The organism is Chamaesiphon sp. OTE_75_metabat_556 (assembly GCF_031378165.1).
GTDB lineage: Bacteria > Cyanobacteriota > Cyanobacteriia > Cyanobacteriales > Chamaesiphonaceae > Chamaesiphon.
The window spans coordinates 1-13,789 of the sequence record NZ_JANNDR010000582.1 but is presented as its reverse complement, the minus strand read 5'-3'; the positions used below and the strand labels follow the sequence as shown (position 1 = coordinate 13,789).

Annotated in this window: 14 protein-coding genes and 1 pseudogene; 6 read left to right on the top strand and 9 right to left on the bottom strand. The window is 47.4% G+C overall.

Translation table 11 applies throughout. From position 1 onward, the window contains the following. From RMO27_RS22965 to ruvC, 4 genes and pseudogenes are all read right to left on the bottom strand, one after another. A pseudogene (locus RMO27_RS22965) lies at positions 1-1,712 on the bottom strand (hypothetical protein); the annotation flags it as partial. Positions 1,713-1,783: 71 nt separating this feature from the next. Beyond that, complete coding sequence (locus RMO27_RS22960) at positions 1,784-2,053, bottom strand: hypothetical protein (protein ID WP_309736857.1); 270 nt, start codon at positions 2,051-2,053, stop codon at positions 1,784-1,786. A 176-nt stretch (positions 2,054-2,229) separates the two neighbouring features. Further along, positions 2,230-2,475 carry a hypothetical protein gene (locus RMO27_RS22955; RefSeq protein ID WP_309736856.1) on the bottom strand — a complete coding sequence of 82 codons (246 nt, stop codon included), beginning with the start codon at positions 2,473-2,475 and terminating at the stop codon, positions 2,230-2,232. A 220-nt stretch (positions 2,476-2,695) separates the two neighbouring features. Continuing rightward, a complete protein-coding gene (gene ruvC, locus RMO27_RS22950; RefSeq protein WP_309736855.1) occupies positions 2,696-3,184 on the bottom strand; it encodes a crossover junction endodeoxyribonuclease RuvC in 489 nt (162 codons plus the stop codon). Between the two features lie 246 nt (positions 3,185-3,430). Here ruvC and RMO27_RS22945 point away from each other — a divergent pair, with 246 nt between their 5' ends. After that, on the top strand, positions 3,431-4,867 hold the full coding sequence (locus RMO27_RS22945) for a YvcK family protein (RefSeq protein ID WP_309736854.1): 1,437 nt from the start codon (positions 3,431-3,433) through the stop codon (positions 4,865-4,867). Between the two features lie 46 nt (positions 4,868-4,913). Beyond that, positions 4,914-5,348 (top strand): tRNA (adenosine(37)-N6)-threonylcarbamoyltransferase complex ATPase subunit type 1 TsaE, encoded by a 435-nt coding sequence (gene tsaE / locus RMO27_RS22940; protein WP_309736853.1) that lies wholly within the window; start codon positions 4,914-4,916, stop codon positions 5,346-5,348. Positions 5,349-5,450: 102 nt separating this feature from the next. Here tsaE and RMO27_RS22935 read toward each other — a convergent pair whose 3' ends face one another. Further along, positions 5,451-5,699 carry a Ycf34 family protein gene (locus RMO27_RS22935; protein WP_309736852.1) on the bottom strand — a complete coding sequence of 83 codons (249 nt, stop codon included), beginning with the start codon at positions 5,697-5,699 and terminating at the stop codon, positions 5,451-5,453. 41 nt (positions 5,700-5,740) lie between these two features. Here RMO27_RS22935 and RMO27_RS22930 point away from each other — a divergent pair, with 41 nt between their 5' ends. Continuing rightward, positions 5,741-6,973 (top strand): CCA tRNA nucleotidyltransferase, encoded by a 1,233-nt coding sequence (locus RMO27_RS22930; protein WP_309736851.1) that lies wholly within the window; start codon positions 5,741-5,743, stop codon positions 6,971-6,973. Positions 6,974-7,009: 36 nt separating this feature from the next. Here RMO27_RS22930 and RMO27_RS22925 read toward each other — a convergent pair whose 3' ends face one another. Together RMO27_RS22925 and RMO27_RS22920 are read right to left on the bottom strand one after the other, a co-directional pair. After that, complete coding sequence (locus RMO27_RS22925) at positions 7,010-7,687, bottom strand: hypothetical protein (RefSeq protein WP_309736850.1); 678 nt, start codon at positions 7,685-7,687, stop codon at positions 7,010-7,012. A gap of 64 nt (positions 7,688-7,751) precedes the next feature. After that, positions 7,752-9,728: a M48 family metallopeptidase gene (locus RMO27_RS22920; RefSeq protein ID WP_309736849.1), complete on the bottom strand. Its 1,977-nt coding sequence runs from the start codon at positions 9,726-9,728 to the stop codon at positions 7,752-7,754. 192 nt (positions 9,729-9,920) lie between these two features. Here RMO27_RS22920 and RMO27_RS22915 point away from each other — a divergent pair, with 192 nt between their 5' ends. The 3 genes from RMO27_RS22915 to RMO27_RS22905 all read left to right on the top strand — a co-directional run bounded on the left by RMO27_RS22915 (position 9,921) and on the right by RMO27_RS22905 (position 11,882). Further along, on the top strand, positions 9,921-10,901 hold the full coding sequence (locus RMO27_RS22915) for a hypothetical protein (protein ID WP_309736848.1): 981 nt from the start codon (positions 9,921-9,923) through the stop codon (positions 10,899-10,901). A 50-nt stretch (positions 10,902-10,951) separates the two neighbouring features. After that, positions 10,952-11,401: a hypothetical protein gene (locus tag RMO27_RS22910; RefSeq protein WP_309736847.1), complete on the top strand. Its 450-nt coding sequence runs from the start codon at positions 10,952-10,954 to the stop codon at positions 11,399-11,401. Positions 11,402-11,483: 82 nt separating this feature from the next. Next, positions 11,484-11,882, top strand: coding sequence for a thiol-disulfide oxidoreductase DCC family protein (locus RMO27_RS22905; protein WP_309736846.1), 399 nt, complete (start codon positions 11,484-11,486; stop codon positions 11,880-11,882). Here RMO27_RS22905 and RMO27_RS22900 read toward each other — a convergent pair. Both RMO27_RS22900 and kdpC read right to left on the bottom strand, forming a co-directional pair. Then, positions 11,872-12,969: a sensor histidine kinase KdpD gene (locus RMO27_RS22900; RefSeq protein WP_309736845.1), complete on the bottom strand. Its 1,098-nt coding sequence runs from the start codon at positions 12,967-12,969 to the stop codon at positions 11,872-11,874. The genes RMO27_RS22905 and RMO27_RS22900 overlap by 11 nt on opposite strands. Positions 12,970-13,036: 67 nt before the next feature. Next, complete coding sequence (kdpC, locus tag RMO27_RS22895) at positions 13,037-13,672, bottom strand: K(+)-transporting ATPase subunit C (protein ID WP_309736844.1); 636 nt, start codon at positions 13,670-13,672, stop codon at positions 13,037-13,039. Between the last annotated feature and the right edge of the window lie 117 nt (positions 13,673-13,789).

The following is a 13,789-nucleotide window of genomic DNA, read 5'->3' as shown; positions in this document are numbered from 1 at the left end:
GTAGATTGAGCGGCTAATGTCAAAGCGAGCGCGTCCAAAATTCGCTCTTTGACAGCGAGATCGGTGGGTGTCGTACTAATTTTGATCGCAATAGGGACTGGCGTTGTTGATGTTTGCGGTGCAGTACCCGCACCTGCCGTTGTACAAAAAGTAGTGTATTCTAAGGTGCTCCGAGGACGCACTAGTACGGGTTGCATCAGACTCCGCAGTTGACCTTCCTTGAGGTCGTTACATTTGGCAGTGCTATAGTTGCCGCGACCGACTGAGACAGTATTGACACTAGTAGTCGTGTTATTAAAGACATTGCCCGCGCCGCTACAGACACCCGCACCTGTGGTCGTTGTGCCAGTACCACTGGAGATGACTTGGAAGCCAAATGGCACCGCGCGATCTGGATACATCTCTAGCCGCAAATCGGCCTTGCCATAATACTCACCAATTCCATCTGATTGATTTGGGTCTAGCTTGCTCAATAATCCAGCATCCGGTAATGTCAACCGTGTCACCGGGGTCGTCCGATCTTTGAGCTTGGCATTGTAAGGACTCAAGCTAGTAACTGGGACAGCAGTGCTAGTGGGTGCAGCATTTGCCGGTAAAGCTAGAGTGACAGTTGGTAATTTTGATTTGGTAATCAAGACTTGTCCGCCAGCACTATAACCATTGACTAGAGAAGGATTACCACTATAAATATTACCGACCGCAGTGACAATCCCATCGATCGTCAAGGTAGTAGCATTACCTGCGGTCATATACATATTGGCATTGCTATGCAGTCGCCCATTAAAAGTCATCGGCGGACTGGGGTTAAATTCCAAATCGCCATCGTAGAAAGCCCCAAATTGAAAGATCGGAATGATCCGGCTCTTGAAGTTCATCTGCAAGACGGTATTTGTATTCGTATTGCTGGTGGCGCGACCATTGTTGGCAGCATTAGCTGCCGCGAGCTTGCTATCATATGAAGCAATCAGTGTGGGATCGCCAGGGAGCATCGAGGGCGGAACCTTCTCGCGATCTTTAGCAGCAGTCTCTTCTGACGTGATTCCCGAAGCTATGTTTTGATTGGCATTAGCAGTGGCGTAGACAGTGTATTGATATTCTTGCGCTCTCAAGCCACCAAATGTTTCGTCCGAACCGATCGTGATTGTCGGTGGAGTTTGGGGCGTGCTGGTACCAGTGTATTTTGTAACGTCAGCAACGAAAGTATACGCGACATAGTTGATGCTATTGCGGTTGTCATTTTGCTCGTTAATGACAGTCTCACCTTGACTGGTCTTGCTGGCAGCGATATTGTTGTTGTACCTAAAGGAATAATTCCGACACTCAAAGTCGTTGCTGGTAGGTGTACCGCCAGGAGCGACAGTAAAGCAGTTGGAGATCGTGGCTGCTGAGATGACAGAAGTCGTACCGCCAATCTGAGTACCCGTCGGCGTGGAATAATTGACGAATTTGTCCCGCACCTGTTGCGCGCGTTTGTTCAATCCAGATTCGGCGGCATAGAAAGTATTGGTGCCATCTACGTAGGCATTGGTCGAGGACTTGCTCAAATTGGTCATGGTCATGTAAGCAGCTAACATGCTAAACATGGCGATCGAGACGAGCGAGACGATCAACATGGCATAACCGCGATCCGATCGGCCACCTTGCTGGGCGATCTGCTGTGCTCGCAGCATGAAGTGAATGAGGGAGCGATCGGGGTTTGGCTGCTTATTCATTGTCGGTTACTCAGGATTTGGGTTTCAGAGACTTCGCCATTGGGCTGCAATGGACGAGAGTTACATAATTTTTATAAAGTTGACAAATATGAGGTAGTTGCGATCGATTCCCTGCGCTGGGCACTTAGATCGGTGGCGATCTGAGCCGATCGATCTGGACGCGATCGAGCAGGTGGTATTTTTATATTGCCCAGAATTTCAACAAAACCTGTCACCGATCTCAATTTTGTGTGAATCTCTTGTGGCGATGCTATTTTGGATCTTAATCGCCAGAATTTCGATCGAGTGCGATCTCGATCGCATTTGGCACTAATTTCGATCGCTTTCGATCGTGCCGCCAATTATCGCCATTCCTGAGCTAGGTGGGACACAAAATCGGCAAAAAAAATGACCGCCAACTGACGATCGGTAGTCAATTTAGCAGTCATACTCGATCGAGATGGTGGTACCGTAACCTACCATCTGCATCCAATTAAAAATTCTTGGTATCTAATTCGCTCCAGATTGAGGAGCGATATCAAACCGATCGATCGAAATTTTTCGATACATAACTCATCGTCCCGCTCAGAATTGCGCCGCCCATTAGAACGCTAATCGCAGGTAAAAATAATGGCTCCCACAGGCTCTGCCAGACTAGTAGACCGAGTGGAATATGAGCATAGTTGCCCGCGATCGCCACGAGAAACCAGATAAAACTCAGCAATACAAAAAAGACATTAAAGGTGAGTAAATTATTGATGAGATTGGAAATTTTGGCAATCATATAATCTTGTGCTGAGATTTTTATTAGCTAGCATCGTTGGCAAAGCCTACCACTGGGAATCGTCCGCCCTCATCAATTATATCGATCGCTCGTCCCGAACGATGGGATTAAACCCCAATCGGTAGGCGTCGATCGCGATCTTAAAAAATTAATTAAAATTAAGATATATATTTCAGATCGATAAATTGACCCATCTCTACAGGCTAGCTCCCAAGCAATATCAACCGATTTGCATCCAGGCTGTCAGTGCAGTGGCTAGCGCGTCCGCCGCATCATCAGGACGGGGAATTTTGTCGAGACTGAGTTCGCGGGCAACTGCGGCTTGCACTTCTGGCTTTTGGGCATTGCCGTAGCCAGCAACTGCTTGTTTGATTTGGGCAGGGGTAAACTCCACCCACGGAATCTGATGTTGGGCGATGACCAGCAAAATCACACCTCTAGCTTGAGCGACGGGGATCGTATTGCCCATTTTATAGAAAAACAACTGCTCGATCGCCACTAAATGCGGTTGGATTTCGTCTAATAAGCTGTGCATGTCATCATAGATCGTCTGGAGTCGAGAACCAATCTCCGTCCGCGCTGGAGTCTGGATAATCCCAAAATCAATCAATGTCGCTATCGGTGGACGAGTCGCTGTCGAAACAGAAATCGCCCCAAAACCCAGACTGGCTAATCCTGGATCTAATCCCAGGATTTTAGTAATTGTCATTGATTTAACCAAAAATAGGCTCGAACTGTGCGTCTACTCGTGAGTAATATGGCTGAACCTAGAGATTTAACCTTTACGATCGCAATTATAGTCGGATTAAATGGGCATATAAGATATATGGCACCCAGCGCGCGATCCCAAATTAACAATTAACCTTTGCGATCCGTCAGAGTACCTGTAAGATTGACTCATCTGAAGTTTGTCTATCAATTTGAAAATTCTCTTATTTTTTAACCCCGAAAAATAATGTCGATCGGTCTCTTTAGACGAGCAGTCAGAAATTTAAGACGTGGTAGTAGTACTTTACCGTCACAGGATGGTAAATATTCCAGTTTACGGCGAATATTTCAGTGGTTATCGCCGGGTATCTTTGTCAAACGCTGGTTATTTACAATCTATATTGGCGTCCTGATGACGATTTTGGGCTTGGCAATCTGGCTCAAGTTGACCCCGATTTTTTGGCTGTTCCAGCTCGTCGATCGGATGATTGAGTTTTTGGCCAGAGTGATTCCCAACTACTTGTCCGGTCCGATTGTGCTGGCTTGTGGCCTATTTTTGGTGTTTTGGGGACATAGTCGATCGCTCGGCGAAATTAGTAAGGTACTCCGTCCCGATGGTGGCGAAACCTTGTTGGACATGCTCTGGCACAATCGCCGGCTCAATCGGGGGCCAAAAATCGTGGCGATCGGTGGCGGTACGGGCTTATCGACGCTGCTACGGGGTCTGAAACTGTATAGTGCGAATTTGACTGCCATTGTCACTGTTGCCGACGATGGCGGTTCTTCAGGGCGATTGCGGCGCGATTTTGGTGTGCTCCCACCTGGCGATATTCGCAACTGTATTGCAGCGTTAGCAGACGAAGAAAAATTATTAACCGAGCTATTTCAATATCGTTTTGAAGCGGGCGATGGCTTGATGGGTCACAGTTTCGGTAATTTGTTTTTGACAGCAATGTCTGAGATTACTGGCGATTTGGAACGAGCTGTCGTTGCTAGCTCCAAGGTTTTGGCAATTCGCGGGCGGGTATTGCCAGCCACGCTGACAGATGTAACTCTATGGGCGCAACTCGCCAACGGTAGCACGATTCAGGGTGAATCGACGATCGGCAAATCCGAGAGTCAAATTGTCGAAATTGGTTGCTCTCCAGCCAATCCGCCGGCTTTACCAGCCGCGATCGCCGCAATCAAAGAAGCGGACTATATTATCATGGGGCCAGGGAGTCTCTATACGAGTGTCATTTCCAATCTCCTCGTCCCCGAAATCGCCCAAGCCATTGCGGCGCGGCAAGTGCCCCGGATTTATGTCTGCAATATTATGACTCAGCCTGGTGAGACGACGGGTTATACCGTTGCCGATCATATCGAAAGTATCGATCGAGCTTGCGGTCACAAGTTATTCGATGCCGTGTTGGTACAGAAGATACCACCGTCTACCGACTGCTTGCAGTATTACTCGGAAGAAAATTCTTATCCTGTGTTGCTCGATCGAGATGATATCAAACAATTGGGGCGCAGTATCTTTTCGGTGAATGTGATGGAGGAAGATCCCACTACTCGTTATCTCCGTCACAATCCCCGTCGGTTGGCTAAAGCCTTGATTCATTTTTACCGTCGCGCTCAAGAGTCAGCACCATATCGGAGTTTGAAGGTCGCACCGATTGCCCGTGATGTGAAGTCAGCTTGAGGATCGAGATCCCGATTGCCTTCCATCACTAGTCCCTAACATCACTATGATCGATCGAATTGTCCAGTTACCAGCCGCAAATGCTACCCAAGCCTTGGGTTTAGAGTTGGGTCGATCGTTGACAGCCGGCAGCGTGTTGTTATTGACTGGCGAATTGGGTAGTGGTAAGACTACCCTCGTCCAGGGTTTAGCCCAAGGACTGAATATTGACGACGCGATTGTCAGTCCGACTTTTACGATTATTAATGAATATCTTGGCGGTCGGTTGCCGTTGTATCATCTCGATCTCTATCGGCTCACGTCTGCTGAGGTTGACGATCTACATCTGGAAACTTATTGGTTGGGACTCGAAGCCGAGTTGGGGATTATGGCGATCGAGTGGGCTGAAAGATTATCATACCTACCACCGGATTATCTGCGGATCGAATTAACTTACGATCCCGTTGATGGTCGGATTGCGAAGTTACGCGATCGAGCATAATTAGTTGGGGAGGGCGGGTTTGAATTAGATCTTGATAATTATCCGTAGGTGATTCCATAAACCCGCCCCTACAGATCCTGGTTGTTTCTACAATGTCGGACTTTATGTCGGAATTAATTCACCTGGGCGAAGGCGCGACCATTTGCCGCTGTCTTTGGCAAAACTCAGACAGCCGACGACATCCCATTCCATTTCGACCCCATCATCGAGAGTGCGAATATTCACATTGATTTGGGGCTGAGTCGCTTCAAAGTCAGGCACAGCGGTCAGATGTACTTGTTGGTGTTGTTCTTCCACCGCATGATAGGTCGTGCAGCGATCGACATACTCACAATTGATGCAGATACACATAAGATATGAGGGGTTAGGGACTAACCGATATCTAGTATTCTATGCAATTTTTAGAGAATCTACCATTCGATCTCGATCTGTTACCAAAACCTATCTATGTGGTGGGTGGAGCGGTGCGGGATGGGTTGCTCGGACGGGTACGGGCGGAATTAGATCTAGATTTAGTTATCCCCAAACGGGCAGTCGCGGTGGCGCGACAGTTGGCGACAACATACCAAGCGGGGTTTGTGTTGCTCGATGCCGAACGCCAGATTGCACGGGTGGTGTTTCCAGGGCTGACGGTAGATATCGCCCAGATGGATGGCGCGAGTATCGATCGAGATTTGGCACGACGAGACTATACGCTCAATGCGATCGCTTATGACCTTCAAACAAGACAGCCGATCGATCCATTCAATGGCACTCAGGACATCGAGCAGCGCACGATGCGGATGATTTCTAGGGACAACCTCATTGACGATCCGTTGCGCTTGCTCAGAGCCTATCGCCAAGGGGCGCAACTGAATTTTACGATCGAATCCGAGACGCACCAGACCATTCGGGAGTTAGTACCGTTGCTAACGACAGTGGCGGCGGAACGGGTATTGGCGGAGTTGCGTTATTTGCTCCAAACACCGAATAGTAGTCCGTGGTTGGCGACAATGGCGGCTGACGAGTTGTTGACAGGCTGGCTAGAAATTCCGATTTGCGCGGATATTGAGGAGCGATTGGCAAAATTCGATCGGGCGGGCGCATTAATCGATCGAGATTATCCTGCACTCGGTCGCGAACTCGATCGATCCGTACGGGAGACAATCTCGATTTCTAGGCGGGCGATTGGTAAATTCACCATCTTATTATCACCACAATTAGAGTTAGCAACAGCCCAAATGTTGCGACTAACATTGAGTTCGGCAGAAATTCAGATCGTGACTACTCTCATTACTTATTTACCACAATTATTAGGGGTACAGATGTCTGTGGCCGAACAATATTTTTGGTTTAAAGCCGTCGATCTTAATTTTCCGATCTTGGTGGTAGGGGCAATTGCTGCTGGGGTAGAATTAGTTAATTTGGAGCCGTTAATCGATCGTTATCTCGATCTGCAAGACCAAGTTGCTCATCCCACACCATTAGTCAATGGCCGCGATTTGGTCGAATTTTTGGAGATTTCACCCTCGGCAAAGATCGGTAAATTACTCACTGAAATTCAACTAGCGAGAATTACTGGTAAGATCGAGACACCCGCAGAGGCACTCCACTTTGCCAAACAACTCTTACCATCGTTGGCGTAGCCGAGCTGCGAGATAATTGATGAGTTATTTGATTAGTTATTTGATTAATTTAGCTTGCTTGAATACATCCTGAATCGTATCGCCGACAATAAAACCATACATTACTTGGGAAATGGAAGCTAAGCCGATCGAACACATAAATGCTGCTAGCGGTGATGACATCCAATTCCAGCCAAACAAGACTACCGAACTGATAATAATTATCGCTGCGATAATGCCACCGAGCGCACCTGCGAGTAATTGCTCGCGATCCCAATCATGCCAAAGCGATCGCCAGTACAGACTTTGCTGGATCAGAGACTTTTGCCAATTACCAATCAGCCGACCATTGATCCCACCGACAACAGCCCCAATCAGTGCCAAAATAATCAGGACGGTACCATCTTCATCTAATTCAAATATTTTGATGCCGATATGAATTAAACCCCAATTTAAAATATTCATCGGTAATCCAGCGATCGTGGTGTACATCCACCGACGATCGAGTGATTTGATAAATTGCTTGAGGATTTGCCATTGTAAATAGCCTTGAATGGCACTACTTAGTAAACAACCGATTAGTCTCATCAAATAGATTGCGGGTAGATTATCTACGTGACAGATGAGGATGACTAAAGTGACGATCGCTTGAGTGGCGATTGTGAGTGCGATCGAGCCACAAACTTGGATTAGTAACCACTGATTTAAAAAACTGGGCTGGAGATGCTTGGACATTTTAATAATTGATAGTTGATAATTGATAATTGATAGTTAAAAAACTGCGTTTTTTGAGGATTTGTTACAAGATGTTAGCGTTGGGTGTTTTTTGGATATTTTCGATTAATTTCCAGTCTCGATCGTGAGTGAACTTAGATTTCTGTTCGTCAAAGAAAGCGATGACTAATTGGCGATCGAAGTTAAGTTCGATTCGCAGGCGATCGCCAAGGTTGAGATCTAGATTGGCTGCTAGTGCTAATTTTTGAAGATCGATCGACCTTGGTTTGGCAAGTTTAAGGGCTAAGACATAGAGCGGTTGATCGGGGAATACTTGGAGTGGTTTACATACTAAATATGCCCGCTCGATCGCCGAATAAGGCACCAGCTTGCGACAAATTTCGGCGACTAAATCTGGCTCTAGATCGTGAGGCACAAATCGATCGGTATCGGCGAGCGTGCGTTCTAATTTCGATCGCCATTGTTTGGGCAAATGTTGTTGTCGCCATGCCAAATAAGTCTCTGCGGCTGCGAGATCCCCATCCAACATGTGAAACCGATACAACTCCTCACAACTGGGTACGACTAAATCTGGATCGAGGGCAATCGTCCGTTCTAAATACGTGCAGCCGCTGAAATGCCCCCGATTGACAAGCTCTTTACCAACTTGATAGTTGGCACGAGCGCAATCGGGATGAGCGCCGAGCAGTTCTTGCCACAAAGGAAATGCGGCTGCATCGCCAGCTAATTTACCAGTGAGATCGGCTTGAATAGTGGCTTCATTAATAGTAAGCGGGGAAATTGTCGCTTGAAAATTCAGGGTGCCTAGATATTCGTGTTGATATCGCGCCTGGTGATATTGACGCAACCAAGCAGATTTGCGACTTTCAGCCCATTGAAGATCGAGTTCGGCTGCTAGATCTGCCAACCTGTCGCCAAAAAAGCGTTCCGCTGCCGTACATTCGATCGGTTGTGGCGTCCAGTCTGTAGGGATCGGGTAACCAACAGCCGCCAACCTGTCGCTCAAACAGGGATGAGTATCATCGGTATCTGTCGCCTGTCCCAAAATCAAGCCCAGCCAGACTTGTGCGATTTGTGGATCGAGGGGTTGACGCAATGTGGCTAACATTTGCGTCACCACATCCGGCGGTGGGGTGGGCGATTCCTGGGCTTGGCGATCGAGTTGGCGATTGAAATGCTCTTGTAAATAATATTGATAAATATAAGTTTGGATCAGATCGTTTGCGGCAATTTCGGGACTCGTCATCCGTTTTGCCAGGGCATCGGCAGCGTATTCACGATCGCGTACCGATACAAATGAGTAAGCTTTAATTAACGGTTCGTACCAACGAAAGAACCACTGCAAAATAAATAAATTATTGTCGGCGGTGAGCTGTTCCCACATCCGTCTGACTCGGAAAATATAGCCAGTAAAACTACTATCATGATTCGATAGATGTCCGAGTTCGTGGGCTAAAGTTGCTTCGAGTTGTGCGGGTGTCAGCGATTGTAATAAGGGCAAGCCGAGGATCAGATAATTCTGGTGCCATTCTTGCCAGCCCAGATGCGGCGTCTGATAAATAGCCGCATTGTGTTCATAGTTGACTACCACATGATGAATTTTAGGCGTCTTTAACTCACGACTCAAGCGATCGATAACTGCAAATAATTCGGGAAACTCAGTGTGATGAATTTCGCGATCGCTCAATGGTGTCGGCTGTACCCAAAACGTGGCGATCGCCACCAATCCAAATAGCACCCATAATTGATGGGGATCGATGGTGATCGAGCGGTTTTGAGTTAGCTCGAACAGCCACCGCACCATCCATAAACTGCTAAAGACACTCAGACAAATGATGGCGATATAACCATAGCCGATCGTCGCTAATGCCGCGACTTGTAGGTGATATTTAGTAGTTGTCCGCTGCCGTGTCGATCTTTCTAATTGTCGGACTAGTAGATCGAACTTAGTCTGCTGCTCTAATTCCATCGGATCGCAATTCAAAGTTCCAAACCCAAAATTGCTGTAGTTCGGTAATGTACCTACAAACTTCAATTTCAAATTCAGTGGGATGAAACTAGTATTCCCACGCGATCTTAGACCTATCTAAGTGCATCTACGGATCTTTGATTTCGATCGTTAATTTAGTTGAAATTACTGATGCCAGTAGTTGTAGTCAATTAATTGTGCGGAGGATCGGATTTTCGGGAAAAGTAAGACTATCTCATCTGCGATTGCCCGCACGGTTTTTCTATGACTATTATTAATAATGCTCTCTATGAAAGTGTTAGCGATAGTGCTACCGAACTAATTCTTCAGCCACGCTCCAGTCGCGATCGCATTATGAGGCGAGCCTGGATTGAATCGATCCTATTTGTCATGCTGGCGGTACCTGTCGGGACGCTCGTACCAACGATAATCATCTCAGCGATGTTCTCAACAGTCTTGGGAACATCCATGCCTGGATTTCTGAATGTGACTATTTTCATTTCCTGGCTAGCTGCCATGCTTAAGGTCGCCTGGGACATCCTCAGTTATAGTGGCTACATGACATTTATCTTCGATCGAGTCCAGCAGCAATTTGTTATTAATATTGCCAATATTTTTGGTAGAAATTCAGTTCAAATTATTCCGTTCGATCGGATTGCTGATGTGCAGTTGGACGAGCGTAATCATGATGGTATGTCCGTCGAAGTCTTTCTCACTTTAAAGGCACACCAGGATGATAAATCGGCTAAACCACAAAAGATCGTGCTCAGTCGATTCTCTTCGGAGGAATACCGGACGGTCGCTAATCTCACCTTACGGGAAGAACATCAAGAGTTATTATTAGTAGTCAGAACTACGTTAGGATTTTCGACTAAGGCAATTTTAGATAAGTTGCAACAAAATCTCCCGATTCCGACAGAGGAAGAGCTGCAAGCAGAGAAAGCCCAAGCTATATTAGCCGGACAGGAAAAGATTAAAAACCTCTCTGGGGCAATATTTGCGAGCAAGCAAGATAAACAAGATCGGCTCGGCACATTACGATCCCAAACTATCCAATTTCCTGAAGATCCGCAGATTTGGCAAGATTTTGCCCTGCAATTGGCAATGCAGAAAAATCTACCTAGAGCTGAAATTATCGATGCTTATCGTCACGCCGAAGCACTCTATCTTGATAGCGGCGATACCGATCGAGCCTTGGCAGTTACCAGGACGATCGAGGGCATTCTAAGTAGGGATTTAGATTAACTTTCCATTCAGATTGGCCTCTATTTTAATTTGGATATTTATTAACTAACATGATTTATAAAGTCGATTATAGTTTAATGGGTTGGATGCAATCTGTCGGTCATATATCGATCGGGAGAAATAGCTCTTATCAGATTGAGAGTTTTGGTACGATCTATGTTGTGTACGATCTGCTGGGAAGAGTATCGACGATCGATGGTCGCGAATGTGGTTATAGAGGATGGTTTTCACCACTCTTATCTATCGGCGACATTCCAATTAGTTTGGAAAAACCAAGATGGTGGGGCGGTGAATCGAAGAGGCTTGCAGTGGGAAATCTGAAGCTAGGATATGGTAAGTGGAACCGAATTGAATCGATCGGCAATCTGAAAATCGGTTATGGCAAATTTGGCAGAATGACAGAAATTATTACGGCTGGCGATCGAGATCTTACACATCTACAGCAAATTGCCTTGACTCTCATCCTCATCGAAAAGGCAGGAGCATCAACAGCAGACTAGTTCCACCAAATCGACCTATTTAATCGAGTGAAAGTTAGTCATAATATTAAAGATAATTAAACTATCGATCGACCGCGCCGCCATGTATCGAAATCTGATTTTGTTTGATGGAGTCTGCAATTTTTGTAACAGTGCAGTCAATCTGGTTATCGAGATCGATCGTCACCAGATTTTTAAATTTGCGCCGATTCAGTCCGAACTAGGGCAACAACTCTATCGTCAGCAGGGTTTAGATCCGATCGATATTCAGACACTAATGCTGGTTGATGGAGACAAAATTTTGACCAAAAGTGATGCGGTTTTAGCAGTATTATCTCGGCTTGATGGTGGTTGGCAATTGCTAGGCGCATTTACCGCGATGCCCAAACCGCTGCGCGACTGGGCTTATAGTGAATTTGCGCGGCAACGATTCGCGCTATTTGGCAAGCGAGATACGTGTATGGTACCAACATCAGAACTACTAGAACGATTTATTCTGTAGCGGATTTACTCGTCGAGATGATATGGATATCGACGTTTTTTAGCAATCGGAGTATCTGTTGGGTTAACGAACCCTTCCAAAAAGTTTGCCAGCGCGATTTTTGACTCTCACCCATGACAATTTGGGTGATTCGATATTGTTGGGCAGTTTGAACGATCGCTTCGAGTACATTGTATGCACGCACTTGAATAAATTCCCCGCAAAATTCTTGACAAAGCCGCTCACAGGTATCGATGTGTAGGCTTTCAGATTTGGTCAAAAAGCGATCGGGTTCGTTGACAAATAACACATAAAAGCGAGCGTGCATATAGTTAGCGATGCGCGCGCCCCGACGCAGCAGTTGGATCGTATTCGGGTATGTAGAAATACACACCAACACGCGTTCGTGAATGTTGCAAGAGGCGGGGACGAGCACATCTCCATTCGCCTGCTCGGTATCATCCTCGATATTATCCGCGACTTCTCTCAGTGCCAACTCCCGCAGTGCTGCCAAGTTACGCCGCTGAAAGAAATTGTTCAGCGATCGATCGATCTTGTCAGGAGCGTAGATTTTGCCATCGCGGAGGCGTTCTTGGAGGGTTTCGGGCGTGACATCGACGACGACAACTTCGTCGGCAGCTTCGAGGACTCGATCGGGAATGCGTTCGCGGACGACAACACCGGTAAGCTGGGCGACGGTATCGTTGAGGCTTTCAATATGTTGAATATTCACAGTGGAATAAACGTCAATTCCCGCCCCAAGGAGCTGTTCGACGTCCTGATAGCGTTTTTCCCGCTCGGAACCGGGGATATTAGTATGTGCTAGTTCGTCTACCAATACCAGTTGCGGCTGGCGGCGGCGGATGGCGGGTACGTCCATTTCGGTCAGCGCGACGTCTTGCCAGATAATCTGCTGGCGGGGTACTTGCTCTAGTCCGATCGCTTTGGCCATTGTTTCAGCCCGATTGTGGGTTTCGAGCAAGCCGATGACGACATCGATTCCTTCGGCACGGAGCCGATGTCCTTCTTCGAGCATCCGATAGGTTTTACCGACGCCGGGACTCATGCCGATAAAAATTTTGTGTTTGCCGCGACGATAAGTTTGCATGAATTAGTTGGGAGTTGGGAGTTGGGAGTTGGGAGTGAATAGTGGATAGTTTGCACAAAGTAGAGCATTAACGTAGTGCGTCTAGGGCGAGATTTAATTTCAACACATTCACGCCTGGTTCGCCAAAGATACCCACAAAGCGATCGTCGGTGTTTTGAACGACTAATAATTCGATGCGATTGGGTTGGAGTTTGCGAGCTGTCGCAACGCGTTGAATTTGCGCTCTTGCAGCTTCAGGGGTGATGTGGGGGTCGAGGCTGGAACCAGAGGTATAGAGGAGGTCAGCGGTAGGTTTGATGCCTGCTTGTTGGAGTCTGGGGCGGTCGCCAGCGATCGCTTTTTTGGGATCGGGGTCGGTTTTGCCGTTGATGCGATCGAGCAAGGCGGGGTTGCTGGGGGCGATGTTGGTAGCTCCAGATACTCCGGTTTTGAGGATGCCTGCTGTATCTTGGGTGGGGTTGGCCGTGCTGTAGCTGGTGCTACTAGGGCGACTGTTGAAGTAGCGATCACTGGTGAAGGGTTGACCGATGAGGGCGGAGCCGACGATTTGTCCTTGGGTGTTTTTGAGGGGGCTGCCGTTGGCTTGGTAGGGGAAGGCGACTTGGGAGATGGCGAGCATGGTGAACGGGTAGATGATGGCGACGAGGAGCCAGAGGGTAAGGGTGGCGCGGATGGCTTTGGTGATTTCGCGGATGGGGTTCATGGGTTTAATTGTGTGGGTTGGGACTGAGATTGGTGCTTGGTTTTGGGTTGTTTGTGGTGTAGAACCCGGACTTGTGGGGGGTGGAGCAACACCCCCCCAACACGGGGGGGGGGGGGG